Genomic DNA, 23,260 nt, shown 5'->3' on the forward strand with positions numbered 1-23,260 from the left:
CCACCCCGGGCCTAGCATTGCCGCATGCAGCTAGTTATTCGGTTGGTCATCAACGCGGTCGCCATCTGGCTGGCCGCCGTCTGGGTCGACAAGATCGACATTCTCGCCCCGGAAGGGGGCACCGGGGCCAAGATCGCCGTCGTGCTCGCCGTCGCCGCGGTGTTCACGGCGGTGAACGCGCTGGTCAAGCCGATCGTCAAGCTGCTGTCGCTGCCGCTGGTGATCGTGACGCTCGGCCTGTTCCTGCTGTTGGTCAACGCGCTGATGCTGTGGCTGACCGCCGAGATCACCGACGCGTTCACCGACTACGGCTTGCGCGTGGAGGGCTTCTGGGCCGCGGTGTTCGGCGGCATCATCGTCTCGCTGGTGAACTGGGTGCTCGGCATCCTGGTCCCGGACGAGGACTAACCGAGACCGACCGCGAGTGCGGTCACCGCCGACCAGGCGAGCAGGGCGAGGCCGGAATCTCGCAGTGCCGGAATCAGTTCCAGGCCGCCCTTGCCGCCGCGCACCGGCGCGTTGGCGCGTACGGCCAGCGGGATGGCGACCAGCCCGGCCAGTGCCAAGGGGGTGCGGGCGAGCAGGATCAGGGTCGCGACGAACGGCACCGTGAGCAGCGTGAGATGCAGGGTGCGGGTGCGGGGGTCGCCGAGTTTCACCGCGAGAGTGACCTTCCCGGACTCGGTGTCGGTCGGGATGTCGCGCAGGTTGTTCGCGACGAGCACGGCGCTGGAGAACGCGCCCACCGAGATCGCGAGCAGCGCTCCCACCCAGTCGATCCGGTTCGCCTGCACGAACTGGGTGCCGAGCACGCCGATCAGGCCGAAGAAGACGAACACCGCCACCTCGCCGAACCCGCGGTAGCCGTAGGGCTTGCTGCCTCCGGTGTAGTACCACGCACCCGCCAGGCAGGCCAGGCCGATCAGCAGCAGCCACCACGCGCTGGTGGCGACGAGCGCCAGACCGAAGATCGCGCCGAGGGCGAGGCTGGCGATCGCGGCGTTCTTCACCGCCGCGGGGGAGGCCAGTTTCTGCCCGACCAGGCGTACCGGACCGACTCGGACGTCGTCGGTGCCGCGGATACCGTCGGAGTAGTCGTTGGCGTAGTTCACGCCGACGATCAGCGCCAGCGAAACCAGCAGCGCGAGAACCGCTTTCCACCACACCGCGCCGTCGATGGACGCGGCGGCGCCGGTTCCGGCGAGCACGGGGGCGATCGCGTTCGGCAGGGTGCGCGGTCGCGCGCCCTCGATCCATTGCGCTGCAGTAGCCATGTCCGCAGCATAATGGGCGCAGTCGGACATAGTCCGTCGTCAGCCCGCGCACAGCCGGGGCGGAGGCGGCGGTACCGCCTGATGTGTGCGAAGCGATCAGGCTGTTCGGGCCGCCGCTGCCTGCTGCAACGCGGCGAGTCCCTTCTCGAAGTCACGGCCGACGAGTTTGTCCATCGGGATGAGTTTGCCGATGATGCCCATCAGGCCGGTCTGCTGTCCGGTCATCCGCCAGGTCACCTCGGTTCCGGTCTCCACCGGGTCCAGGATGAACGTCACCTGGTTGGTGGCCTTCATCGGCTTCAGGAATTCCAGGCGCACCCCGATCTGGCGCTGGGTGCTGCTGACGATCTCCATGCTGCCTGCCCCCGCCTTGCGGTTGCCGCTCCAGGCGTAGCGTGCGCCGACGCCGGAGTCCGCGCCGGAATAGCTGCGCTGCAACTGCGGGTCCAGGTCCTCCCAGGGCGACCACTTGACCCATTCGTGAAAGTCGTTGATCAGCGCGTGCACTCGCGCGGGTTCGGCCGTGATCACTGCCTGCCGGACCACTTCGAACTCAGCCATGGGGTCAGCCTATGCGACCGGCCACTCGGAATCGCGGCAAGAGAATCGTGTCGGCCCGGTCGGCCGTGCTCGCCTACGATGACCCCGGGATGTTTCCGGAGCACAACGGCCCGCACGGCCACAGTCGAGCAGTGACGACGCCCGCAGGCGAATCGGTCGTGGTGGCCTTGCTGGGCGAGGTGGCGCTGCGCCGTGACGGTGCGCTGACGGCGCTACCCGGTGCGCGCTCCCGCCTCCTGCTCGCTGCGCTGGCCCTGCGTCCGGGGCGCAGCCGTAGGGCACAGGCCCTGATCGATGACGTCTGGGGCGACCAGCCGCCGCGGTCGCCGATGAACGCGCTGCACACCCAGGTCTCTCGGCTGCGAGCCGCCCTGCCGGAGGGCGCGCTGGAGATCGGTCCGGCGGGCTACCGGCTGACGCTCAGCGCCGAGCAAGTCGATGTGGCATCGGCCGGAGAACGGGTGCGAGAGGCTCGCCGGTGCTACACCGTGGACGATCGCGCCGGGTGCCTCGCGGCGATCGGGCAGGCGCGGGCGCTGTGGCGGGGCGAACCCGGCGCTGATCTGCCGTCCGGTGACGTCGCCGATGACCTGCGCGCCACGGCCGGCCAGCTGCTCACCGAACTCGACGACCTCGAGCTGACCGCGCGCGAGGACGGCGGCGACGTCGACGGCGCACTGCGTCTGGCCCGCCGCCGCGCCGCCGCCGGCCCATTGGACGAGACCGCGCAGCAGATTCTGATGCGCCTGCTCGCCACGGCAGGGCGTGCGAACGAGGCGCTGGAATCCTTCGCGGCCTTCCGTTCCCGGCTGGTCGAGCAGCTCGGCGCGGACCCGGGGCCGGCGCTTGCCGCGTTGCACACGGCGATCCTGCGCGGGGAGCCGGTGGGGCGCGCCGCGGCGCATCCCGGCCACATCGGTATGTCTGGAACGGCTGGCGGCTCCCGGGGCAGTTTGGCGTCCGCCCCGATGGCCGGTATGGCTGCGCAACCACCGTCCGTGGTCGGTGGCGCACCGGCGCGGCCGGATTCCACCGATGTTTCTGCGACGCCCAGCAGCTCCCAGGGCGGTTTCGCGTCGGCCCCGGCAATGGCCGGTATCGCTGCGGAACCGGCTCCCGCAGTGGGTCGCACCGAGGCGAGTCCGGGCTCTACCGGTGTTTCTGCGGTGGTCGGCGGCCCCTGGATCGGTTCCGGGCCCGCCTCGACGGCTGAGTCCGGTATCGCCGCAGACCCATCGCAAGGACCGGCGTCCGCGGCCGGAATCGCGGAACCACTGCCCGCCGCCATCGGTCTGCGTGCCGCGCCCAACGCGCTGCTCGGCCGTACGGCAGATCTCGCCGCGCTCGCCGAACTGCTGCGCGATTCCCGCGTGGTGACCGTGCTCGGCCCGGGTGGCGCGGGAAAGACCAGGGTTGCCAACGAAGTCGGCGCACGCGTGGCAGGCGCGCGTCCGGTGGTCCTCGTCGAGCTGGCCTCGGTGCGTGCCGAGGGCGCCGACGCCAGGGTCGAGATCGAGGCGGCGATCGCGGCGACGCTCGGACTCAGCGATGTCACCTTCGACACCGCCGCACTGCGCTCCAGACAGGCCGTCGACGCTCGCCGACGCTTGCACGACGCCGTATCGGCACGCTCGATGCTGCTCATCCTGGACAACTGCGAGCACCTGATCGACGCCGTCGCCGTGGTTGTCGCCGACCTGATCGGCGTCGCGAACCGGCTCACCGTGCTCACCACGAGCCGATCGCCGCTGTCGATCACCGCGGAGACCGTGTATCCGTTGCCGCCCTTGACCATCGACCCGGCGGGCTCGCCCGCGACCGAGCTGTTCGCCGCGCGCGCCAGGGCGGTGCGGCCCGCGGTCCGGCTCGATCCGAACGTCGTCGCCCAGCTCTGCCACACCCTCGACGGCCTGCCGCTGGCCATCGAGCTGGCCGCCGCCCGGGTGCGGGTGATGAGCGTCGAGGAGATCAACGAACGGCTGGCCGACCGGTTCGCGCTGTTGCGCCACGGGGATCGCAGCTCGCCCGAGCGGCACCGCACCTTGCACGCCGTGATCGACTGGAGCTGGAACCTGCTCGACACCGAACAGCAGGTGGCGCTGCGCCGATTGTGCCGCTTCCCGGCCGGTTTCACGCTGTCGGCCGCCGAGGCGGTGACGGGCGGAGACGATCTGCAGGATGTCGCCGCTGCCGTTGACGGCCTGGTCAACCAGTCGCTGCTCACCGTGCTGGACGACGAGGTACTCGGCATCCGCTACCGGATGCTGGAGACGGTGCGCGAATTCGGCGAAGAGCGATTGATCGGCATCGCAGGCGATCCGGAGGCGGTCGACACGCGAATGATGCGGTGGGCCAAGAATTATGCCGACGACGTGGCGGGCCGATATATGACCGGCGATCAGCTCCAGTTGGCGCTCTCGGTGGCGGCTGAACTGGACAACCTGCTCGCGGCATTTCGCTGCGCGCTCGAACGGCGGGACGCGGCTACGGCGTACACCGTCTTTCCCGTCGTCGCCATGCTGTGGGTGATCCGCGGCTCACATATGGAAGTGGTCACCTGGGCGGAGCGGGTGATCGAGCTGGATGCGCCCGACTCCGGTCCGGACGCCCCGCGCGCCGACCTGGTGCTCACCACCTACGAGATGATGTTCTTGCATCTCGCGTACACCGGCGGGGGCGCCCGCGAACTCGCCCGGCTGCGCCTGAAAGTGCGTCGCTTGTTCCGTGCGGACGCAGATCTCACCGAGACCAACCGTTTCATCGGCCGGGTTGTGCTCACCAGGGCCGACGGACGCGGACTCGGCAGGCGGATCGCCGACGCGCTGCGCTCGAGCGATCCGGCGACCAAGGCCGCCGCACTGCTGCTGCGCGCCAACATCCGCGAGAACCTCGGTGACGTGCGCGGCTCGACCGTCGACGCGACGAGGGCGCTGGAGATCTTCGGGCAGAATCAGGTCTGGAGCGTGGCCATGGTGTGTCGGCACCTCGGCCAGGTCTGCGGACAGATCGCCCAGTACGCGGAATCGGTGACCTACTACCGCCGTTCGCTCGAACTGCTGCTGCGGCTCGGTGCGTACGAGGACACGGTGGAGACCCGCAGCCTGCTGGTGGCTTCACTGGTCGGCATCGGCGAGCTGGCGCAGGCCGAGCGCGAACTCGAGCTCGCGTTCGGCACGTTGGACGCGGACATCGCGCCCGGTGGACAGAATCGGTTGGTGTCCGCCGTTATGCAAAGTGCGGCCGAGGTGGCGTTCGCCGCGGGCGACACCGCCACCGGCTTCGCTCGCTACCAGCGCGCACTGGAACTGTTCGGCTGGCCGGACAACGCACTCGGGCCGGGGCCGGGCGCACTGATGCTCGCGGCGGCGGCGCTCGACGCGAAGGTGCTCTACGGTGCGGCCGAAACCGGCGCGGTACTGGCCGGGGAACTTGCCGAGGTCACGGTGCCGACGATGACGCAGTATCAGGACTTGCCGCAGATCGGCGCCGTCGCGTGTGCGATCGGCTCGTATCTCGTCGCTGTCGGCCAGGACGTTTCGCGCGGTCTCGAACTGCTCGTCCTGGCTCAGAACGTGTTCTGTCGCCAGGACTTCCCCACGATGCGCTGGGACCGGCACCTGGACGCCGCGGTCAGGATGCTCGGCGCCGCGCGAGTCGGCGAGGAGCGTAACCGGGTCGGCCGCCTGCGCCGAAGGGACTCCGCCGACCGGATCATGCGGATGATCCAGGAACTGAACGACGCGCACTGACCGGTGCGCTCGCTGTCCTCAGGGACGCCGAGCCGCGCGGTGACGGACCCACCCGCGCAGGACGATGAGGCGACGCACGACGAACCACGCGCCGACTCGGTTTCATTCGCCGGCCCCGTCGGCGGTGAGCAACTTCGCCACACGACCGTACGCCGAGTGACCGATTGTCACCCGGCGTGCCGATCACCCCGGCGCTTTCGCGGCCACGTCGGCGTTGGAGTGGCCCCGCGGCGGGTGTTTCACGCCCGGCGCATGTACGCCTTGACGGTGAGCGGGGCGAAGATCGCGATCACGACCAGCGAGCCGATCAGCGACCAGGCCAGGTCGCTGCCGTACGCGCCGCCGTTCATCAACCCGCGGCACGCGTTCACCATGTAGTACACGGGATTCGCGTGGTTGAGCCCCTGGATCCAGCCCGGCATGGTGCTCACCAGCGCGAACGCGCCGGACATGAAGGTCAAGGGCAACATGATCATCATCGAGATGCCCTGCACGCCCGCCGCGCTCTTGCCGGTGACGCCGACCAGGGCCCAGATCCAGCTGATCGCGAACGAGCAGACCACGATGACCACACCCGCCGCGACGACGCCGAACACGCCACCCTCCGGCCGATAGCCGATGCACAGGCCGACGACGATGGTCAGCACGGTCGCGATGACGTAGCGCACCATGTCGGCGATCAACGCTCCGGCAAGGGCCGAGATGCGGGCAATCGGAAGCGATTTGAACCGGTCGAAAACGCCCTTGTCCATGTCCTCGCGCAACTGGGTGCCGGTGACGACCGACGTGAGCAGCACGGTCTGCACCAGGATGCCGGGGATCAGGATCGGCAGATAGTCCCGCACACTGCCGCCGATGGCGCCACCGAAGATGTAGGCGAACAAGGCGGTGAACAGGATCGGTTGAATCGTGACGTCGAACAGCTGCTCGGGCTTGTGCTTGACCTTCAGCAGGCCGCGGTAGGCCATGGTGAACGAGTTCGCCACCGCCTGCCCGATCGAAATCCGGTTGCCGACTTCGGGAATCGGGGCGGGCGGGGTACGGCGCGTCTCGGTCGCGGTGATGGTGGTCATGCCGCGCTCCTCTCGGACTCGTCGGTGGTGTCGTCGGCCGGGTGGCCGGTGATGGTGAGGAAGACCTCGTCCAGGCTCGGCTTGCTCACGGTGATCTCGTCGATCCCGATCTCCCACTCGCGCAGGCGGATCAGCAGATCGGCGGTGATACCGGCGTCGGGCAGCGGCGCGGTGAGCCGTCCCGCCTCCGGCGTGATCTGGGTTTCGGTGCCCAGGAAATCGCCGATGATCCGGCGCGCCTCGTCCACTTGGCCGCGATCGGCCAGGGTCAAGTGCAGCGAGGAACCGCCCACCGATGCCTTGAGTTCGTCGGCCGTGCCGTCGGCGATCACCTTGCCGTGGTCGATCACCGCGATCCGATCGGCGAGCTGATCGGCTTCGTCCAGATACTGCGTGGTCAGCAGCACCGTCGCGCCCTCCCGGACGAGGCGGCGGATGGTCTCCCACATCTGGGCGCGGGTGCGCGGATCGAGGCCGGTGGTCGGTTCGTCCAGGAACAGCAGCGGCGGCGTCGCGATCAGGCTGGCGGCCAGATCGAGCCTGCGCCGCATGCCGCCGGAGAAGTTCCGCAGCGGCTTGTCCGCCGCCTCGACAAGGTCGAATTCCTCCAGCAGTTCGACCGTCTTGCGCCGGGCGTCGATCCGGCTCAGGCCGAGCAGGCGGGAGAAGATGATCAGGTTCTCGGTGGCGGTCAAGTCCTCGTCGACCGAGGCGTACTGTCCGGTGACGCCGAGCAGCGAGCGGACCGCCGTCGGCTCCGCCACCACGTCGTGGCCGAAGATCCGGGCGCTGCCGCCATCCGGGCGCAGCAGGGTCGCCAGCATGCGGATGGTCGTGGTCTTGCCCGCGCCGTTCGGTCCGAGCACGCCGTACACCGAGCCCCGCGGCACCGCCAGGCTCACACCGTCGACGGCGCGCTGTTCCCCGAACACCTTGACCAGGCCGTCCGCCTCCACGGCGAGCGCTGAATATGGTGTGAAAGAAGTCATGCCGACGACTGTGCCGGTCTCTGCTTGCGCGGCCCTTGCGCGGCCCTGTCGTGCCGGGTGCGTCGGGTCATCGCGACCGGCGAGACCGGCCGCAGGGCCTCGCCGATCGGGGGACAGCGCGTTCGCTCACACCGCGGGCGGGTTCAGGCGGGTGAAGTCCGGTAAGCGGTAGTACGGGTAGTAGGGGTAGGGCGGGGTGGTGGCGCTTGCTTTGTCCAGGCGGGCGATTTGGCCGGCGTCGAGTTCCCAGCCGATGGCGCCGAGGTTCTGGCGCAGTTGGTCCTCGTTGCGGGCGCCGACGATGACGGTCGCGACCGTGGGGCGGCGCAGCAGCCAGTTCAGGGCGATCTGCGGGACCGTCTTACCGGTTTCGGCCGCCAGTTCGTCGAGGACGTCGACCACGTCGTAGAGCTTCTCGTCGTCGACCGGAGGACCGGCTTCGGCGGTCCGATGCAGACGGCTGCCTTCCGGAAGCGGTTGGCCGCGCCGGATCCTGCCGGTGAGCCTGCCCCAGCCGAGCGGGCTCCAGACGACCGCGCCGACACCCTGGTCCCGCCCGAGTGGCATGAGCTCCCATTCGTAGTCGCGCCCGATCAGCGAGTAGTAGACCTGGTGCGCGACATACCTGGTCAGGCCGTTGCGATCGGCCGCGGCAAGGGATTTCATCAGCTGCCAGCCCGCGAAGTTCGAGGCGCCGACGTAGCGGATCTTGCCCGCGCGCACCAGGTCGTCCAATGCGGCGACGACTTCCTCCACCGGGGTGCCCGCGTCGAAGGCGTGCAACTGGAACAGATCGATGTAGTCGGTGCCCAGCCTGCGGAGCGACGCTTCGACCGCACCGATCAACCTGGCCCGTCCGGAACCGGCGTCCAGCGGGCCGGGGCCGGTCGGCAACGTCGCCTTGGTAGACAGCAGCACTTGATCACGCCTGCCCTTGACGGCTGCGCCGAGTACCTCTTCGGAGGCGCCGTCGGAGTAGACGTCGGCGGTGTCGAACATCGTGACACCGGCGTCCAGGCTGATATCGACCAGCCGCCGGGCCTGCTCGGCACCGGTGTCGCCCCACGCGCTGAACAACTCACCCCGTCCGCCGAAGGTGCCCGCGCCGAAGCTCAAGGCCGGGACGAGCAGACCCGATGCGCCGAGCCGCCGGTACTCCATCTGCGCGTCCACTGTCTGAAGGTTCACAGGAACCGCCCTCCTGACATCCAAGCGACCACTAAAGGGTCTATAGTTCCATTAACAACTTGGACATTACACCCATTGAGCAGTAAATGAAACTGGAGTCCCGTTATGGAGCAAGGAGAGTCCGCGCCCGGATCGATTCGCCCTGGTGGACGCACAGCGCGGGTCCGCGAGGCCGTGCTGCGCGTCGCGGGTGACGTCCTCGCCGAACGCGGCTTCGCCCAGCTGGATCTCGCCGAGGTCGCGGCGCGCGCCGAGGTCGGAAAGACCACCGTCTACCGCCGCTGGCGCACGCCCGCCGGGCTGGTCGCCGATCTGCTGGCCGACATGGCCGAACAGTCGCTGCCGCACGCCGACACCGGTTCCCTGCTCGGCGATCTCACCGCCAACGCCCATCTGGTCGCCTCGACGTTGACCGACCCTCGGCAAGGGCGGCTGTTCCAGGCCGTCATCGCCGCTGCCACCTGCGACGAGACCGCCGCCACCGCGCTGCGCCGCTTCTACGACATCCGGCTCACCGAATGGGCTCCCTGCGTCGCGGCCGCGATAGCGCGGGGCGAGGCTCCCTCGGGCACCGACCCTCGCGCCGTCCTGTCCGCGGTATCCGGTCCGCTCTACTACAGGCTGCTGGCCAGCGGCGATCCCATCGACGACAACACCATTCGGACCACCGCGGCGGCCGCAGCCAGTGCGGCGCAAGCGGGAATGTTCGTTCCGCCGGCCGGACGCGACGCAGATTAGGGGGTCCAAGCCGGGTCGCGCCCGGTGAGACCCAGCACCCGGTGCAGGACAGGTGCTTCGGCCGGGACCGGCACGACCGGGCCGAAGAGCCCCGGTGTGCCTTCGGGCGGCGTATCCGCCAGGAATTCGACGAGCACCGTGAGGTCGGCGGGGTCATAGCGCGGTTCCTGACCAGTCGCCTTGGCCAGATCCCAGCAGTGGATGACCAATTCGTCCAGCGCGACCCTGGCCATGGCGGAGGCGGGCATGGTGACGCCGCCCGCTTCGGTCACGCCGTCCCATGCCGCGGGTTCCCGCCACCCGGAGACGAGTGCCTTCAGCTGCGCGGGAATCCTACCGCGCCACTCGGGCACGAGAGGCCGATCCGGGCTCGTGTTCGGGGCGACCGAACGGCCGACGGCTTCTTTGGTGGCAGCCTGCCGGAATGCCTCGGTCAGGTCGATGACGTGCACGAGCAGGTCGCGCACTGTGGTACCGGCACAGGGCGTCGGCAGGGCAAGCTGATCATCGGCTATGCCGGCGACCACCGCCTCGAGCGCGGTAGCCGCCGGTTCGAAATCGAATTCCGGTTTCATCGAATCTCCTGAGCGAGGGGACGTCTCCACCTGGTTGGACGCGCAAGCCTCCCGAAATTCATCGGCAGCGAATTACGCCCCGTGGGCTGACAGCGCGGACCGGGTCAGCCTTCCGACACGACGCGATCGGTCTGCTCATGATGGACGGCGAGCGCGGTGTGCAGGAAGTCGAGGATCAGCGCGAGCTGGCCGGTGTCGTAGCGGCCGAGAGCTTGTGCGCCCGCGCGGCCGACCGGTTCGAAGATCCGCTGCGCCACCTCGCTCGCGGCGTCGGTGGCGGTCACCAGCACCCGGCGCCGGTTGGCCGGATCCTGGCCGCGAGCGACGAACCCGGCACGTTCCAAGCGATCGATGACCGTAGTCGTTGCCGCCGGACTGAGTTTCAGCGCGGCACTCAGCTCGCCGGCGGGCAGCGGGCCGCGGCCGAGCACGACATCCAAGCACCGCAGGTCGGTGCGGTTCACACCGAGACGCGCGGCGACCGCCTCGTCGAAGAGGTCGAAGCTCTGCTGAAGCAGCCGCAACTGCGTACCGATCTCGCCGATGAGGTCATCTTTCGACATTCGAAACTTTCTGTTAGCGTATATTTCGTTCATCGAAACGATAGCACAGGCAGGGACACCAGAAATGACCGACCAGACCGCCACCGACGCCGCCCAGATCCGGGCGCTGTTCCAGGACCTCATGCGGGCCTGGACCGCCAACGACGCCGCGGCGTACGCCGCGCTGTTCACCGAAGACTCCGACTATGTGTCCTACGACGGCACCCGCGCGATCGGCCGCGCCGAGCATCAGCGCAATCACGACAAGCTTTTTCGCGGCGTGCTGGCGGGCTCGGCACTGGTCGGCGATGTGGAGTCGATCCGCTTCGTCACTCCGGACGTCGCGATCCTGCACGGCACCGCGTCGGTGCTGATGCCATGGCGTTCCCGGCTGCCCAAGCGCAGGCTCTCGCGTCAGACGCTCGTGCTGGTGTGCACGCCCGGGGGCTGGCGGGTCAGCGCGATCCACAACGGCCGGGTCCGCCCGGTCACGGTCCCCGAGCCGGATTCCTTTCCGGCCGCGATGTCCCAGCTCATGAGCCGCATCGCGCGCATGCTGGGACTCGGTCTGCGCCGGGCGGCGGCGTAGCCGCCCGTGCCTGACGCGGCTGTCCTGACCAGCGCTCGAGACGACCCGCGCTGTACCGCCGTTATCCAGCCGTAGCGGCGAAAACCCCTGGAAAAGCGGACAATTGGAGGATGAAGGGTGATCGGGTTGAGATCGTCGTCGATGTCGGCGACGGGTCTCGCAATTACGAGATCGCGGCTACGCGGGCCGGGCGGCGCGTCGAGGTGCGGATCGCGCGCGGCGTGGTCGAAGTCAGTGAGGTGACGCGGTCCGGGACGGCGGTGCGCACCGCGCGGTTCATGGCCGGGCGCACACTCGCACTGGTGGAGCATCCCGCGAACACAGCGGCCCCGCGTGCGGACGAGGCGGGATAACGCACATGATTGCGGCGTGCCACGGCGGGTATGCCGATCGAGAGTCCTACGCGGAAAGGAGCGCACGATGACAGATCCCCTTGCGGACGCGGTTCCCGAGGCCGATCTCGCGGAGCAGTCCATTCCGGCGTATCCGGAGGAGCCGGTCCTACCCGACGACGTCTCGGAGCGGGAAGAAAGCGCGGAGCGGGCGGTCATCGAGCGCGACGTGTGGGACGCCAATCCGGCGGACGTGGTCGAACAATCCATCTCGGTCCCGCTGGATGACGAAGTCGAGGACGAATTCGATTACTGACCGGACCCGAGTCCGGTCAGGGCTGGATCTTCGCTCGCACCGTCGCGTGCAGTTCACGCAGGCTCGACCGTTCGGTGGCGACCTCCAGCACCCGCATGCCGTGTGCGTGCCCGGTCAGCTCGACGGCCAGCTGCTGGGGATCGACCTGCCGGTGCGGGATGCGGTAGGCGGCGCACAGCGCGGCCAGATCCATGCCGTGCGGCGTGCCGAAGACCCGTTCGAACACGCCCGCGTACTGCGGATCGCCCTGCTCGAGCAACTCGAAGATGCCGCCGCCGTCGTCGTTGGCGACCACGATGGTCAGATCGGCCGGTCGCGGTTCGCCGGGCCCGATGAGCAGGCCGGAGGCGTCGTGCAGGAACGTGAGGTCGCCGATCAGCGCGATGGTGCGGCCCGGGTGGTGCAGTGCGGCGCCGACCGCCGTGGACACCGTGCCGTCGATACCGGCAACGCCGCGATTCGACAGCACCTTGATGCCGGGGCGGGGGTGGGATACCAGCGCCGCGTCGCGCACCGGGTTCGACGCACCGAGCAGGAGCTGGTCGCCGTCGCGCAGCGCGTCCATCACGACCGCGGCGACGTGCAGTCCGGTCGGCTTCGGGTGTCGCGCGAGTTCGGCGCGCACCACTTGGTCGGCTTTCGCGTTCAGTTCGTGGCAGTGGTTCAGCCATTCGGCGCTCGGTTCGCCCGTCGTGACCGCGCGCGTTCCGGTGCCGACCACGTTGCCGGACACGTCGGGCCAGCGCGGGCCGGTGGTGAGCGCGTACACGCGGACGTCCGGGTCGGCGAGCACCTTCGACACCTGGCGGTGCAGGGTCGGACGGCCGGTGATGATCGCTTGCCGGGGCCGCAGCAGCGGCAGCGCGAGCGGGTGCAGCGCGGGGCCGTGCATGGGTGCGGTCGGCTCGGCGACGGTCGGCAACGCCGCCAGTTCCGGCCGGAGCCCGGCGCCGTGTCCGGAGATCACCACGGTGTCGGGGGACAGATCGAGATCGAGCGGTACGTCCAGCGTCGCGTACTGGGTCTCGGTCCAGGCGCACTCGCCTGCGCGGCCCGCGGGAGCCGACTCGTTCGGCATCGGGTCGGGGACGAGCGGTTCGCGCAGCGGGACGTCGAAGTGCACCGGACCCGCGTTGCCGGAGCGGGTGCCGCGTGCCGCGGCGAGCACCCGGCACACCGTCGAGCGCCACTGGCTGTTCTGCTTACCGTAGGGCGGATGGTCGGCGTCGCCCGCCTCCTCCTCGGCCAGGCCGAGCGAGATGGTGGCGCGCACCTGGCTGCCGAACAGGCCGAACTGCTCGATGGTCTGGTTGGCGCCGGAGCCGAGCAGCTCGTAGGGCCGGTTGGCGCTCAGCACCACCAGCGGGACCCTGGCGTAGTTGGCCTCCAGCACGGCGGGCCCGAGGTTGGCCACCGCGGTGCCCGAGGTCATCACGACCGGGACCGGGAGCCTGCTCGCGACGGCGAGTCCGACGGCGAGGAAGCCCGCCGTTCGTTCGTCGATCCGCATGTGCAGCCGCAACCGCCCGGCCGCGTCGGCGGCCTGCAGGGCGAAGGCCAGCGGAGCGTTCCGGGAGCCGGGGCACAGGACGACATCCCGCACGCCCCCGCGCACGAGTTCGTCGACGACGACCTGCGCTTGTGCTGTAGACGGGTTCACGCCTCCAGACTGGCAGACAGTTCGGCCTGTTCGACGTCCGGGAGGGGCATATCTCAGTGTCTGTTGGGCCACGTCCACAGCGCGGCAGGATTCGCGAGCCCTGGCCCGGACCGGAGCGACGTTGTTCGGCCACGTCGGCGGCACCGGATTCGTGCTGGACGTGGGTCCGGCTCGAGCGGTGCTGTTGGGCGAGCGGCAGCGCCGTTCGTGATGTTCTGGGTCCGGGAGTCGATCTCGGCTGCTCGGTGCGGATCGATATGTCGCGCGTGCGTCGCACATCGAGGGCCGGGAGGCCGGAGCGCCCCGATGTGCGACCTCGCAATCAGTTGGCGTGCTTCTGGATCAGGTCGCCGACCCGCGGCAGCGCCTCGACGACGTTCTTCTTCGCCGACGAGCGCATCGAGGAGTAGACCTTCTTCAGGGCGGGCCGGGTGGAGGCATCGGCGCGCGCGTCGGTGACGGCGAGCAACGCCTCGGCGACCTCGTCGGACTTGGCGACGAGCAGATCGGCGAACTTGCCGGAGCCCGACGCGGCGTACTCCTGCCAGAACGGCTCCAGCTGCGCGACGAGCTTGGGCGCCAACGACTCCAGCGCATCGGACACGATGGTCGGGCTGATCTTCTTGACCGCCGCGTAGCCACCCTTCACGGCCAGGCCGGACGCACCACCCTTGTCCGAGACCTCGGCGTCGAGAACCTCGACGGCATCGGCAAGGAAAGCCGGGCGCTTGGCGTCGTCGAGCAGGGATTCAGACAGTGCTGCAACCACTTTGGGGTTCCTCCGGGATCGATATCGATGAACGAGCGAGGGCAACTATACGCACCCGCGCCAGCGTTCACCCGGCTACGGCTGCCAGGGCAGCAACTCCACCATCAATCCCTCGCAGTCGGCGAGCAGATCGCCCTGCTCATCGCGCAATTCGGCGGTGATGAAAGTTTTTCGCCCCTCGATCCGGTCCACCCGCCCGCGAACGGTCAGCGGCGCCTCCAGCGGGGTGATCTTGCGGTAGTTCACGTGAAGGTACGCCGTGCGGCTGATCGGCCGTCCGGCGTAGTGCACGATCATGCCGAGCAGGTCGTCGAACAGCAACGGAAGCACGCCGCCGTGCGCGGCCCCGTTCCCACCGAGGTGGAAGCGGCGGAACACGCCGGTCATCTCGATTCCGTCCGGTCCGGCCTCGACCACCCGCCATGGCAGCAGCAAAAGGCTCCCGCGTCCGGGCAATTCGACGGCCCGGCCCGCGGGGCCCTGCAACTCCGGCGCGCGGTACGGCTCGAGCAGGTCGATCAGCTCCCGGGCTTTGGCCTGCGCCGCTCCGAAGACGTCGTCCGGCGCGTCCACGGCGACCGCGAGATCCTGCAGCGTCCGCATGGCCTCGACGAACGCGCCGAAGTTCGGCCCGACCCGCGCCGCGGTGACCTTCGGGAATCCGCCGTGCTTCTCGTACCGGGACTCGTCCACCGCGCTCCGGTCGATAACAGGTTTCACTCGTTCGCTCATACCTGCACGGTAACGCGTCGTTTTACACCGTCAAGTCGTGACCTCGCTGACACAGCGGACACGCCGTACCGCGGGCGCGGTCGGACACCACACCTCGCCGCCCAACCACGCTGGCGCAGTTTCCCTTTTCGAGCGCAGCGGGACCGAGCATTCCCCGTTGCGCGGCCCGGCTCGCGTCCGAGTGGCCGCCGCGTCCGCGACGCAGTCGCCGGCGGCGGTCGCTCGAAGGCGAGCCACGAGGGGGCCGCGAACGGGGAATGCCGCAGGCACTGCAAATTGGACAACAGCAATAATCACGAGCGTGACGTTCAATCCGACGCTGTGGCGCCCCGTTCCGGGATTCGAGAACCTGACCGACATCACCTACCACCGGCATATCGATCAGGGCACCGTGCGGGTCGCGTTCGACCGGCCGGAGGTGCGCAATGCGTTCCGCCCGCACACGGTCGACGAACTGTACCGGGCACTCGACCACGCCAGGATGACGCCGGACGTCGGCGCGGTGCTGCTCACCGGGAACGGCCCGAGCCCCAAGGACGGCGGCTGGGCCTTCTGTTCCGGCGGCGACCAGCGCATCCGCGGACGCAACGGCTACCAGTACGCCAGTGGCGACACCGCGGACACGGTCGACCAGGCCCGCGCGGGCCGGCTGCACATTCTCGAGGTGCAGCGGCTGATCCGTTTCATGCCGAAGGTGGTGATCGCGCTGGTGAACGGCTGGGCCGCGGGCGGCGGCCACAGCCTGCACGTGGTCTGCGACCTCACCCTGGCCAGTCGCGAGCATGCCCGCTTCAAGCAGACCGACGCCGACGTGGGCAGCTTCGACGGCGGCTACGGCAGCGCATACCTGGCCAAGATGGTCGGCCAGAAGTTCGCCCGCGAGATCTTCTTCCTCGGCCGTCCCTACACCGCCGAGGAGATGCACCAGATGGGCGCGGTCAACAAGGTCGTCGACCACGCCGAGCTGGAAGACGTGGCGCTGGAATGGACGGCCGACATCAACGGCAAGTCCCCGCAGGCGCAGCGCATGCTGAAGTACGCGTTCAATTTGCTCGACGACGGTCTGGTCGGCCAGCAACTGTTCGCGGGCGAAGCGACCAGGATGGCGTACATGACCGACGAAGCCGTCGAAGGCCGCGACGCGTTCCTGGAGAAGCGCAAGCCGGACTGGACCCCCTATCCCTGGTATTTCTGACATGGACATCCTCAGCAGCCGGATCATCCTGCGTCCCGCCGACTACGCGGCCACGCTCGCCTTCTACCGGGACGGGCTGGGGCTGGCCATCGCGCGGGAGTATCCCGGCGGCACGGTCTTCTTCGCCGGACAGTCGCTGATCGAGGTGGCGGCGCACGGCGGATCGGGTAGCTCGTCGTCGTTCGAAGGCGCCATCTGGCTCCAGGTCCGCGATCTGTCCGATGCCGCCGCGGAGCTCTCGCTCAAAGGCATCGTGATCGACCGTGCCCCGGTGGAGGAGCCATGGGGCCTGGTCGAGATGTGGGTGCGCGATCCCGACGGCGTGCCGATCGTGTTCGTCGAAGTACCGCCCTCCCATCCGATACGACGGGATTCTCGCTGGTCACCCTCGTGACATCGGTTCCGTTCGGTAGCTCGGCGGGTCGCGTCGAGTTGCCAACGCGACAACCGGCGAGGACGATAACGCTCAGACGGCCACCCGACCGCCGACGTCCGGGGTGCCGTGTCCGCGTCCCGTCCGACGAGTGAATCGCAGTCCCGATGCCAGTCGTACTCGAGCCCCGATCCGTCCGGGTGGCCGCACCGCTGCGGCGCCACCCCAGCAAACCGACCCGTTCCGCGTGCGGCGACGCGGGCATGACACGATCCCTACTGTGAGGGAGCGCAGCGAGCGAGCCATGGGCACAGCGGCTCTGGGCACGACCGAGCCGGGCGAACGGCGAGATCGGTCATGAGTAAGACACTGCGAACCTTGCCGATGCCCACCGGATCGGGTCTCGGCGACGTCATGCCGCACCTGCGGCAGGCGCTGGAGGGCAATGGGGCCGCGTGGCTGCCGATTCCCACCAGCGACCGGCGCGAGGCGAGACGGCTGAGCGACGCGCTGTCGCCGGGAGAACCGATCGACGACGAGGTCGCCCTGGTCGTGACCACTTCCGGCACCACAGGTGTGCCGAAGGGCGCGATGCTCAGCGCGGCGGCCCTGCGCGCCAGCTGCACCGCGACGCATGAGCGGCTCGGCGGGCCCGGCAACTGGTTGCTGGCCCTGCCCACCCATCACATCGCGGGCATCCAAGTGCTGCTGCGCAGCATCCTGGCCGGCACCGAACCCACGGTGCTGGACGTGTCGGGCGGATTCCTGCCCGAAGCGCTCGCGGGCGCCATCTCCGGCATGCGCGGCGAGCGCCGGTACACGGCCTTGGTCCCGACCCAGCTGATCAAGGCGCTCGACTCCCCGCTCGCCGCCGCGGCGCTGGCCGAGCTCGACGGCGTGCTCGTCGGCGGCGCGGCCACACCGCTTCCGGTGTACGAGCGCGCCCGAGCCGCTGGCATTACCGTGGTCCGCACTTACGGCATGAGCGAAACCTGCGGAGGTTGCGTATACGACGGCGTGCCGCTGGACGGCACGAAGGTGCGCATCGAGGACGGCCGGGTGGTGATCGGCGGCGCCATGATCGCCTCCGGCTATCGCAATCAGCCCGACCATCCCGCCTTCGCGGAACCGGGCTGGTTCCGCACCGAGGACGCGGGCACGTTCCAGAACGGCGTGCTGACCATCACCGGGCGGCTGGACGAGGCGATCACGACCGGCGGCCTGCTGGTGATCCCACAGGTGGTCGAGGCGGTGCTGAGCACCCATCCCGCGATCAGCGAGGTGGTGGTACTCGGGCTGCCGGACGAACGGCTCGGTGAGCGCGTCGCCGCCGCCGTTGTGCCCGCCTCTGGTGCCGCACCCAGCCTGGACGAGCTACGCGAACACGTGATCGCGGAACTGGACACCATCGCCGCCCCGCGCGAGCTGGCCGTGCTGGACGAGATCCCGCTCCGCGGCCCTGGCAAGCCCGACCGCGCGAAACTCCGCGAATACCTGCTGGCCGACTAGCCGGCGGTCGGCACAACGCGGGCGGCACCCAGGAACTGGCGTTCCAGCTCAGTAAACGTCGCGGACGTAGCGCTTTTCGGCGACCAACTGCTTCTTGAACGCCAGCGCGCCGTCCTCGTCGAGTTTGCCGTGGATGCGCGCGATCCGCAGCAGCGCGTCGTCGACGTCCTTCGCCATGCGGCTGGCGTCGCCGCAGACATAGAAGTGGGCGCCCTCGCGCAGCCAGGACCACAGCTCGGCGCCGTGCTCGATCATCCGGTGCTGCACGTAGATCCGCTCGCGCTGATCGCGGGAGAAGGCCAGGTCGAGCCGGGTCAGGAAGCCGGAGCGGAACATGTCCTCCAGTTCGGCGCGGTAGTAGAAGTTGTGTGCCGCGTGCTGATCGCCGAAGAACAGCCAGTTGCGTCCGGTGCAGCCGAGGGCTCTGCGTTCCTGGAGGAACCCGCGGAACGGCGCGATGCCGGTGCCCGGCCCGACCATGATCATCGGCGTGGCCGGGTCGGCGGGCGGACGGAAGTGCGGAGCCCGCTGCAAGAAGATCGGCACCGCCGCGTCGGCGAGGTCGGCACCCGCCCGGTCGGCCAGGAAGGTCGAGCACACCCCGCCACGGCGCGCGGCCGAACCGATGGCCGCTGGGTCGCCGTAGCGGACGATGCCGACGGTCAGCTCCACCTCATCCGGGCTCACCAGCGGGCTCGACGAGATCGAATACTGCCGTGGCTGCAGCTTCTTCAGCGTGCCGAGCCACTCCACCAGGTCCGCCCGCACCGGAAAATCGCGCAGCACGTCGACGGCCTGCCGGTCCCACAGGTAGTTGGCCAGCTCGTTGCGATTGTCCCTGCGCAGCAGCTTGGCGAGCCTGCCGCTGTGATTGCGCTCGGCGAGGAATCCGAGCAGGTCGTGACTGACCTTGGTGAGGTCGTAATGCGTGCGCAGCGCCTCGGCCAGCGGTAGTTCGCGGTCGTCGACTTCGACCACCCGGCGGCCGTCCAGGCCGGTGGCGGTCAGCCATTCGGTGACCAGCGAGGTGCAGTTCACCGGCCAGATGCCCAGTGAATCGCCCACTTCGTATCCGGCCTCGAGACCACGCAGATCGAACCCGAACCGGCGCACCTCCTTCGGCGAATCCCCCGCCGACAGCAATTCATTGCGCACCAGCGGGGCGCGCAGCGGCGCGCTGCGGGTGAACGGCGCGGGAGCGGTACGGGTCCGGCCGAGCGCGGGCGCGGCGGTCGGACGCTCCATCGTGGCTACCGAACCGGTGTGAGTTGTTGTGCGCACGGAGCCGAGCCCGCCGCGTGCCGGCGGATCGGCGGGGGACCCTGGCTCGTCGGACGGGCCTGCCGGACCGTCGCCGAACGCGGCGAGCACGTCAGCGAGCCAGCGCTCGCCGGCGTCCTGGTAGTCGGGTTCGCTGTCGACGCGCGGGAGCAGCCGTGTCGCGCCCAGCTGGGCCAGCTTCTGGTCCAGTTTGCGGCCGTAGCCGCAGAAGTCGTCATAGGACGAGTCGCCGAGAGCGAACACCGCGTAGCGCACACCGGTCAGCCGCGCCGCGCTCTCGGCCAGCCGATCCCAGAAATCGGCTCCGTTGTCCGGCGGCCCGCCGTCGCCGAACGTGCTGCTGATCAGCACCACGTCGCCGCTGATCGCGGCTAGGTCGCAGGAATCCAGGTCCAGCAGCCGGGGCGCGAAACCGCCCTCGGCCAAGCGCGCGGCGGCCTTGGCGGCGAATTCCTCCGCGGTGCCGGTCTGGGAAGCCCACAACACCGTGATCACACGTGCGGCGGCACTCGCGCTCGGCGCGGCCACCGGGACCGCCGTGTCGCGCGAGTACATGCCGGCGAGCAGGCCGTCGACCCACAGCCTGGTGTGTGCGGACATCGGCGCCGACTCCGGAAGCACAGGCTGCCCGGTCACCGGAAGCGCTTGCAGCGCGGCCAGATAGCCGCTGAGGTAGATCCGCTCGGTCTCGCTGAGCGTGGGTGCGGTGCCGCTGTCCAGGCCGAGCACGGCCGCCAGCGGGTGCGCCGACTCCACCGTGGGCAGTGCGGCGGGCATCTCCGGCTGCGGCGCGGCGGCGATCCGGCGCAGCGCCACCGCGCACGCCTTGAACTCCGGTTGCAGCGACGCCGGGTCGACCGCGTCGTTGGTGACCGCGTTGATGGTCAGGTATTCGCCCTGCTCGTCGTTCCAATGGAACGGCACGAAGCAATCGCCCTGGCGAACCCGGTCGCCGACCTGCACCGGCAGCACGGCTCGACCCCGACGCGAGGCGATCTCGAGCTGGTCACCTTTGCGCAGGCCGAGCCGCTCGGCATCGGCCGGGTGGACCTCGACGAACGGCGCCCCGTTCAGCTTGGTCAGCTTGTCGATCTTGCCGGTCTTGGTCATCGTGTGCCACTGGTGCTGCAGGCGGCCGGTGTTGAGCAAGAACGGGTAGTCGTCGTCCGGCATCTCCCGCGGCGGCATGTGCGGCCGCGGCCAGAACACCGCCCGGCGGCTCGGTGTGGCGAAAGCGAGCCGGGGCTGATGGCCGTTCTCGTCGACGAAAAGCGTCTGGCTGACCCCATCGTTGATGTACCGGATCGGGTTGCGCCTGCGCTCGGGCTGCGCGCACGGCCACTGCATGGGCCCGTCGCGCAGCGCCTCGTAGCTCACGCCGCGCAGGTCGTAGCCGGTCGCGGGATTCGCGAACCGCTTGATCTCTTCGAAAATCTCGGCGCTGGAGGCGAACTCGAAGCCGGGGAACCCCATCGCGGTGGCGACATCGGCGATCAGCTGCCAGTCCGGCCGCGCGTCGCCGGTGGGCGGGACCGACTGCTGCAACAAGGTGAGGTTGCGTTCGGAATTCACCATCACCGCATCGGCTTCCGCCCACAACGTGGCGGGCAGCAGCAGATCGGCGTAGGCGTTGGTCGCGGTTTCGGTGTAGGCGTCCTGGGCGATCACCAGTTCGGCCGCCTCCAGGCCCGCTATCACCGTCTTCCGGTTCGACACGGTGGCAACGGGATTGGTGCAGATGATCCACGCCGCCTTGATCGTGCCCTCGGCCAGCGCGCGGAACATCTCGATCGTGCCAGGCCCGGCCTCGGTGCGCAGCGTGCCCGGTTCGAGGCCCCACTCGGTTTCCACGAACGTGCGGTCGTCGGCGGAGAGCAGGCTGCGCTGACCGGGCAGTCCCGGCCCCATGTAGCCCATCTCGCGCCCGCCCATCGCGTTCGGCTGGCCGGTGAGCGAGAACGGCCCACTGCCGGGACGGCAGATGGCCCCGGTGGCCAAGTGCAGGTTGCACAGGGCGTTGGTGTTCCACGTGCCGTGCGTGGACTGGTTGAGGCCCATCGTCCAGAGCGACATCCACTCACCCGCCGCGCCGATCCACTGCGCGGCGGTGCGGATGTCGGCTTCGGCGAGTCCGGTGATCTCGGCGACCCGCGCAGGCGGGTAGTCGGCCAGGAACTCCGGCATCGCGTCCCAGCCCTCGGTGTGCTCGGCGATGAACTCCGCATCGATGTCGCCGTTTTCGACGAGCAGGTGCAGCAGCCCGTTCAGCAGCGCGAGATCCGTGCCGGGTGCGATCTGGAGGAACAGGTCGGCGCGCGCGGCGGTCTCGGTGCGGCGCGGATCGACCACGATGAGCTTCACACCCGCCTTGAGTCGGTCGGCCATGCGGAGATGGAGGATCGGGTGGCAGTCGGCCATGTTCGCGCCGATCACGAAGAACAGATCGGCGTGTTCGAAGTCGTCGTAGGAGCCGGGTGGCCCGTCCGCGCCGAGCGACTGTTTGTACCCCGTCCCCGCGCTGGCCATGCACAGCCGCGAGTTGGCCTCGATGTGCATGGTGCGCAGATAGCCCTTGGCGAGCTTGGTCGCGAGGTACTGCGCTTCCAGCGACATCTGCCCGGAGACGTACAGGGCGATCGCGTCCGGACCGTGCTCGTCCAGGATTGCCCGCAGCCGGGTGGCGGCCTCGTGCACGGCCTCGTCGACGGGAAACGGCACCGGGACCTGGCCACGCTCCGACCGCCGGTATGCGGTCTCCATCCGGCCGGAGGTGCGCATCAGCTCCGCGTGCGTCGCGCCTTTGGTGCACAGCCGCCCCGCGTTCGCCGGGTGCAGTTTGTCGCCGCTGACCTTGGCGATCACCGGCTTGCCCACGCCGCCGGAGCTGGTCTGCACCGTCATCCCGCAGCCGACGCCGCAGTACGAGCACGCCGTTCGGGCGTTGCCGTCGCTGCGGCCGGTCACTGCGTCAGACATGCCTTCGATCATGCGGACCGCCGATTGCGCCGGATTTACCCCGCGTTATCGGCAGGTGACATTCCACCTCACCGCGCAGAAATTTGGCGGTGAGGTGTGATGGGGGTCTCCGGATCAGCCGAGTTTGTACGCGCGATGCAAGGCGACGACACCGCCCGTGAGGTTGCGCCACTTCACCGACGCCCACCCGTTGGCCGCGATCCGCATCGCCAGCCGGCGCTGGTTCGGCCAGTCCGGGATGGATTCGGCCAGGTAGACGTAGGCGTCGGGATTGCTGCTGACCACGCGTGCCACCTTGGGCAGCGCCTTCATCAGGTACTCCAGGTACAGCGTGCGGAACACCGGGATGACGGGTGTGGAGAACTCGCACACCACCAGCCTGCCGCCCGGTTTGGCGACCCGCAGCATTTCCCGCAGCGCGAGGTCGGTGTCCGCTACGTTGCGCAGCCCGAACGAGATGGTCACCGCGTCGAAGGAGTTGTCGGCGAACGGCAGCGCCATCGCGTCGGCCGCCACCATCGGCACGTCGCGGAACCGGCCTGCGGCGAGCATGCCCTTGGAGAAGTCGGCCGCCAGGCACCACGCGCCGGATTTCCGCAGCTCCAGGGTGGACACGCCGGTCCCGGCCGCCAGATCGAGCAACCGCTCACCCGGTCGCAGCGCGAGCGCTTTGCGGGTCGCCCAGCGCCAGTAGCGATCCTGACCCGCGGAGATCACCGTGTTGGTCACGTCGTATCGCCGGGCCACGCCGTCGAACATCGCCGCGACTTCCCGCGGCTGCTTGTCCAACGAGGCCCGGTTCGATTGCGTTTTCGCCACGCCAAGACACTAACTCCCGG

The 23,260-nt window shown here is 69.3% G+C and carries 21 protein-coding genes; 9 read left to right on the plus strand and 12 right to left on the minus strand.

Annotated elements, in window-relative coordinates; translation table 11 throughout:
* Positions 1-24 precede the first annotated feature (24 nt).
* Positions 25-408, plus strand: coding sequence for a phage holin family protein (locus IU459_RS10875; RefSeq protein ID WP_195129346.1), 384 nt, complete (start codon positions 25-27; stop codon positions 406-408).
* Here IU459_RS10875 and IU459_RS10880 read toward each other — a convergent pair.
* Together IU459_RS10880 and IU459_RS10885 are read right to left on the minus strand one after the other, a co-directional pair.
* Positions 405-1,274, minus strand: coding sequence for a 1,4-dihydroxy-2-naphthoate polyprenyltransferase (locus IU459_RS10880; RefSeq protein ID WP_195129347.1), 870 nt, complete (start codon positions 1,272-1,274; stop codon positions 405-407). The genes IU459_RS10875 and IU459_RS10880 overlap by 4 nt on opposite strands.
* A 96-nt stretch (positions 1,275-1,370) precedes the next feature.
* Positions 1,371-1,835: an SRPBCC family protein gene (locus IU459_RS10885; protein WP_195129348.1), complete on the minus strand. Its 465-nt coding sequence runs from the start codon at positions 1,833-1,835 to the stop codon at positions 1,371-1,373.
* A gap of 131 nt (positions 1,836-1,966) precedes the next feature.
* Here IU459_RS10885 and IU459_RS38400 point away from each other — a divergent pair, with 131 nt between their 5' ends.
* Entirely contained in the window at positions 1,967-5,584 is a 3,618-nt protein-coding gene (locus IU459_RS38400; RefSeq protein WP_324198828.1) for an AfsR/SARP family transcriptional regulator, read from the plus strand.
* A gap of 239 nt (positions 5,585-5,823) precedes the next feature.
* Here the strand turns inward: IU459_RS38400 and IU459_RS10895 are convergent, their stop codons facing one another.
* The 3 genes from IU459_RS10895 to IU459_RS10905 all read right to left on the minus strand — a co-directional run bounded on the left by IU459_RS10895 (position 5,824) and on the right by IU459_RS10905 (position 8,807).
* Entirely contained in the window at positions 5,824-6,657 is an 834-nt protein-coding gene (locus tag IU459_RS10895; RefSeq protein WP_195129349.1) for an ABC transporter permease, read from the minus strand.
* Entirely contained in the window at positions 6,654-7,646 is a 993-nt protein-coding gene (locus IU459_RS10900; protein WP_195129350.1) for an ATP-binding cassette domain-containing protein, read from the minus strand. The genes IU459_RS10895 and IU459_RS10900 overlap by 4 nt, the downstream gene beginning before the upstream one ends.
* Positions 7,647-7,772: 126 nt before the next feature.
* Entirely contained in the window at positions 7,773-8,807 is a 1,035-nt protein-coding gene (locus IU459_RS10905) for an aldo/keto reductase (RefSeq protein WP_195129419.1), read from the minus strand.
* A gap of 132 nt (positions 8,808-8,939) precedes the next feature.
* Between IU459_RS10905 and IU459_RS10910 the strand changes: the two genes are divergently transcribed.
* Positions 8,940-9,572: a TetR/AcrR family transcriptional regulator gene (locus tag IU459_RS10910; protein ID WP_195129351.1), complete on the plus strand. Its 633-nt coding sequence runs from the start codon at positions 8,940-8,942 to the stop codon at positions 9,570-9,572.
* Here the strand turns inward: IU459_RS10910 and IU459_RS10915 are convergent.
* A complete protein-coding gene (locus IU459_RS10915; RefSeq protein ID WP_195129352.1) occupies positions 9,569-10,147 on the minus strand; it encodes a TIGR03086 family metal-binding protein in 579 nt (192 codons plus the stop codon). The two genes, IU459_RS10910 and IU459_RS10915, sit on opposite strands and share 4 nt — an antisense overlap.
* 104 nt (positions 10,148-10,251) lie before the next feature.
* The gene (locus IU459_RS10920) at positions 10,252-10,710 is read right to left on the minus strand and encodes a MarR family winged helix-turn-helix transcriptional regulator (protein ID WP_195129353.1); all 459 of its coding nucleotides are present in this window, start codon (positions 10,708-10,710) and stop codon (positions 10,252-10,254) included.
* Between the two features lie 64 nt (positions 10,711-10,774).
* Here IU459_RS10920 and IU459_RS10925 point away from each other — a divergent pair, with 64 nt between their 5' ends.
* The 3 genes from IU459_RS10925 (at position 10,775) to IU459_RS10935 (ending at position 11,926) form a co-directional block, all read left to right on the plus strand.
* Complete coding sequence (locus tag IU459_RS10925) at positions 10,775-11,278, plus strand: SgcJ/EcaC family oxidoreductase (protein ID WP_195129354.1); 504 nt, start codon at positions 10,775-10,777, stop codon at positions 11,276-11,278.
* A 110-nt stretch (positions 11,279-11,388) separates the two neighbouring features.
* Positions 11,389-11,631, plus strand: a complete 243-nt coding sequence (locus tag IU459_RS10930; RefSeq protein ID WP_067468900.1) for a hypothetical protein — start codon at positions 11,389-11,391, stop codon at positions 11,629-11,631.
* A 67-nt stretch (positions 11,632-11,698) separates the two neighbouring features.
* Positions 11,699-11,926: a hypothetical protein gene (locus IU459_RS10935; protein WP_195129355.1), complete on the plus strand. Its 228-nt coding sequence runs from the start codon at positions 11,699-11,701 to the stop codon at positions 11,924-11,926.
* 16 nt (positions 11,927-11,942) lie between these two features.
* On the opposite strand, the gene menD is transcribed toward IU459_RS10935, so the two are convergent.
* The 3 genes from menD to IU459_RS10950 form a co-directional block, all read right to left on the minus strand.
* Positions 11,943-13,586, minus strand: coding sequence for a 2-succinyl-5-enolpyruvyl-6-hydroxy-3-cyclohexene-1-carboxylic-acid synthase (gene menD, locus IU459_RS10940; RefSeq protein ID WP_195129356.1), 1,644 nt, complete (start codon positions 13,584-13,586; stop codon positions 11,943-11,945).
* A 322-nt stretch (positions 13,587-13,908) separates the two neighbouring features.
* Positions 13,909-14,355 (minus strand): DUF6918 family protein, encoded by a 447-nt coding sequence (locus IU459_RS10945; protein ID WP_195129357.1) that lies wholly within the window; start codon positions 14,353-14,355, stop codon positions 13,909-13,911.
* A gap of 75 nt (positions 14,356-14,430) precedes the next feature.
* The gene (locus IU459_RS10950; protein WP_195129358.1) at positions 14,431-15,087 is read right to left on the minus strand and encodes a PaaI family thioesterase; all 657 of its coding nucleotides are present in this window, start codon (positions 15,085-15,087) and stop codon (positions 14,431-14,433) included.
* Positions 15,088-15,388: 301 nt separating this feature from the next.
* Here IU459_RS10950 and IU459_RS10955 point away from each other — a divergent pair, with 301 nt between their 5' ends.
* From IU459_RS10955 to menE, 3 genes are all read left to right on the plus strand, one after another.
* Complete coding sequence (locus IU459_RS10955; RefSeq protein ID WP_195129359.1) at positions 15,389-16,282, plus strand: 1,4-dihydroxy-2-naphthoyl-CoA synthase; 894 nt, start codon at positions 15,389-15,391, stop codon at positions 16,280-16,282.
* Position 16,283: 1 nt separating this feature from the next.
* Positions 16,284-16,676 carry a VOC family protein gene (locus IU459_RS10960; RefSeq protein ID WP_195129360.1) on the plus strand — a complete coding sequence of 131 codons (393 nt, stop codon included), beginning with the start codon at positions 16,284-16,286 and terminating at the stop codon, positions 16,674-16,676.
* A gap of 336 nt (positions 16,677-17,012) precedes the next feature.
* The gene (gene menE / locus IU459_RS10965; protein WP_195129361.1) at positions 17,013-18,164 is read left to right on the plus strand and encodes an o-succinylbenzoate--CoA ligase; all 1,152 of its coding nucleotides are present in this window, start codon (positions 17,013-17,015) and stop codon (positions 18,162-18,164) included.
* A gap of 48 nt (positions 18,165-18,212) precedes the next feature.
* On the opposite strand, the gene IU459_RS10970 is transcribed toward menE, so the two are convergent.
* Positions 18,213-22,421, minus strand: coding sequence for a bifunctional nitrate reductase/sulfite reductase flavoprotein subunit alpha (locus IU459_RS10970; protein WP_228837690.1), 4,209 nt, complete (start codon positions 22,419-22,421; stop codon positions 18,213-18,215).
* A 114-nt stretch (positions 22,422-22,535) separates the two neighbouring features.
* Positions 22,536-23,240 carry a demethylmenaquinone methyltransferase gene (locus IU459_RS10975; RefSeq protein ID WP_195129363.1) on the minus strand — a complete coding sequence of 235 codons (705 nt, stop codon included), beginning with the start codon at positions 23,238-23,240 and terminating at the stop codon, positions 22,536-22,538.
* Positions 23,241-23,260: the final 20 nt, after the last annotated feature.

The sequence above is a fragment of the Nocardia amamiensis genome, from assembly GCF_015477605.1.
Classification (GTDB): domain Bacteria; phylum Actinomycetota; class Actinomycetes; order Mycobacteriales; family Mycobacteriaceae; genus Nocardia; species Nocardia amamiensis_A.

Bases quoted from the DNA above. Each gene is read 5' to 3' on its own strand.
- IU459_RS10875 (WP_195129346.1), top strand. From the start codon at position 25: ATGCAGCTAGTTATTCGGTTGGTCATCAACGCGGTCGCCATCTGGCTG.
- IU459_RS10880 (WP_195129347.1), bottom strand. From the start codon at position 1,274: ATGGCTACTGCAGCGCAATGGATCGAGGGCGCGCGACCGCGCACCCTG.
- IU459_RS10885 (WP_195129348.1), bottom strand. From the start codon at position 1,835: ATGGCTGAGTTCGAAGTGGTCCGGCAGGCAGTGATCACGGCCGAACCC.
- IU459_RS10895 (WP_195129349.1), bottom strand. From the start codon at position 6,657: ATGACCACCATCACCGCGACCGAGACGCGCCGTACCCCGCCCGCCCCG.
- IU459_RS10900 (WP_195129350.1), bottom strand. From the start codon at position 7,646: ATGACTTCTTTCACACCATATTCAGCGCTCGCCGTGGAGGCGGACGGC.
- IU459_RS10905 (WP_195129419.1), bottom strand. From the start codon at position 8,807: ATGGAGTACCGGCGGCTCGGCGCATCGGGTCTGCTCGTCCCGGCCTTG.
- IU459_RS10910 (WP_195129351.1), top strand. From the start codon at position 8,940: ATGGAGCAAGGAGAGTCCGCGCCCGGATCGATTCGCCCTGGTGGACGC.
- IU459_RS10915 (WP_195129352.1), bottom strand. From the start codon at position 10,147: ATGAAACCGGAATTCGATTTCGAACCGGCGGCTACCGCGCTCGAGGCG.
- IU459_RS10920 (WP_195129353.1), bottom strand. From the start codon at position 10,710: ATGTCGAAAGATGACCTCATCGGCGAGATCGGTACGCAGTTGCGGCTG.
- IU459_RS10925 (WP_195129354.1), top strand. From the start codon at position 10,775: ATGACCGACCAGACCGCCACCGACGCCGCCCAGATCCGGGCGCTGTTC.
- IU459_RS10930 (WP_067468900.1), top strand. From the start codon at position 11,389: ATGAAGGGTGATCGGGTTGAGATCGTCGTCGATGTCGGCGACGGGTCT.
- IU459_RS10935 (WP_195129355.1), top strand. From the start codon at position 11,699: ATGACAGATCCCCTTGCGGACGCGGTTCCCGAGGCCGATCTCGCGGAG.
- IU459_RS10950 (WP_195129358.1), bottom strand. From the start codon at position 15,087: ATGAGCGAACGAGTGAAACCTGTTATCGACCGGAGCGCGGTGGACGAG.
- IU459_RS10960 (WP_195129360.1), top strand. From the start codon at position 16,284: ATGGACATCCTCAGCAGCCGGATCATCCTGCGTCCCGCCGACTACGCG.
- menE (WP_195129361.1), top strand. From the start codon at position 17,013: ATGAGTAAGACACTGCGAACCTTGCCGATGCCCACCGGATCGGGTCTC.
- IU459_RS10970 (WP_228837690.1), bottom strand. From the start codon at position 22,421: ATGTCTGACGCAGTGACCGGCCGCAGCGACGGCAACGCCCGAACGGCG.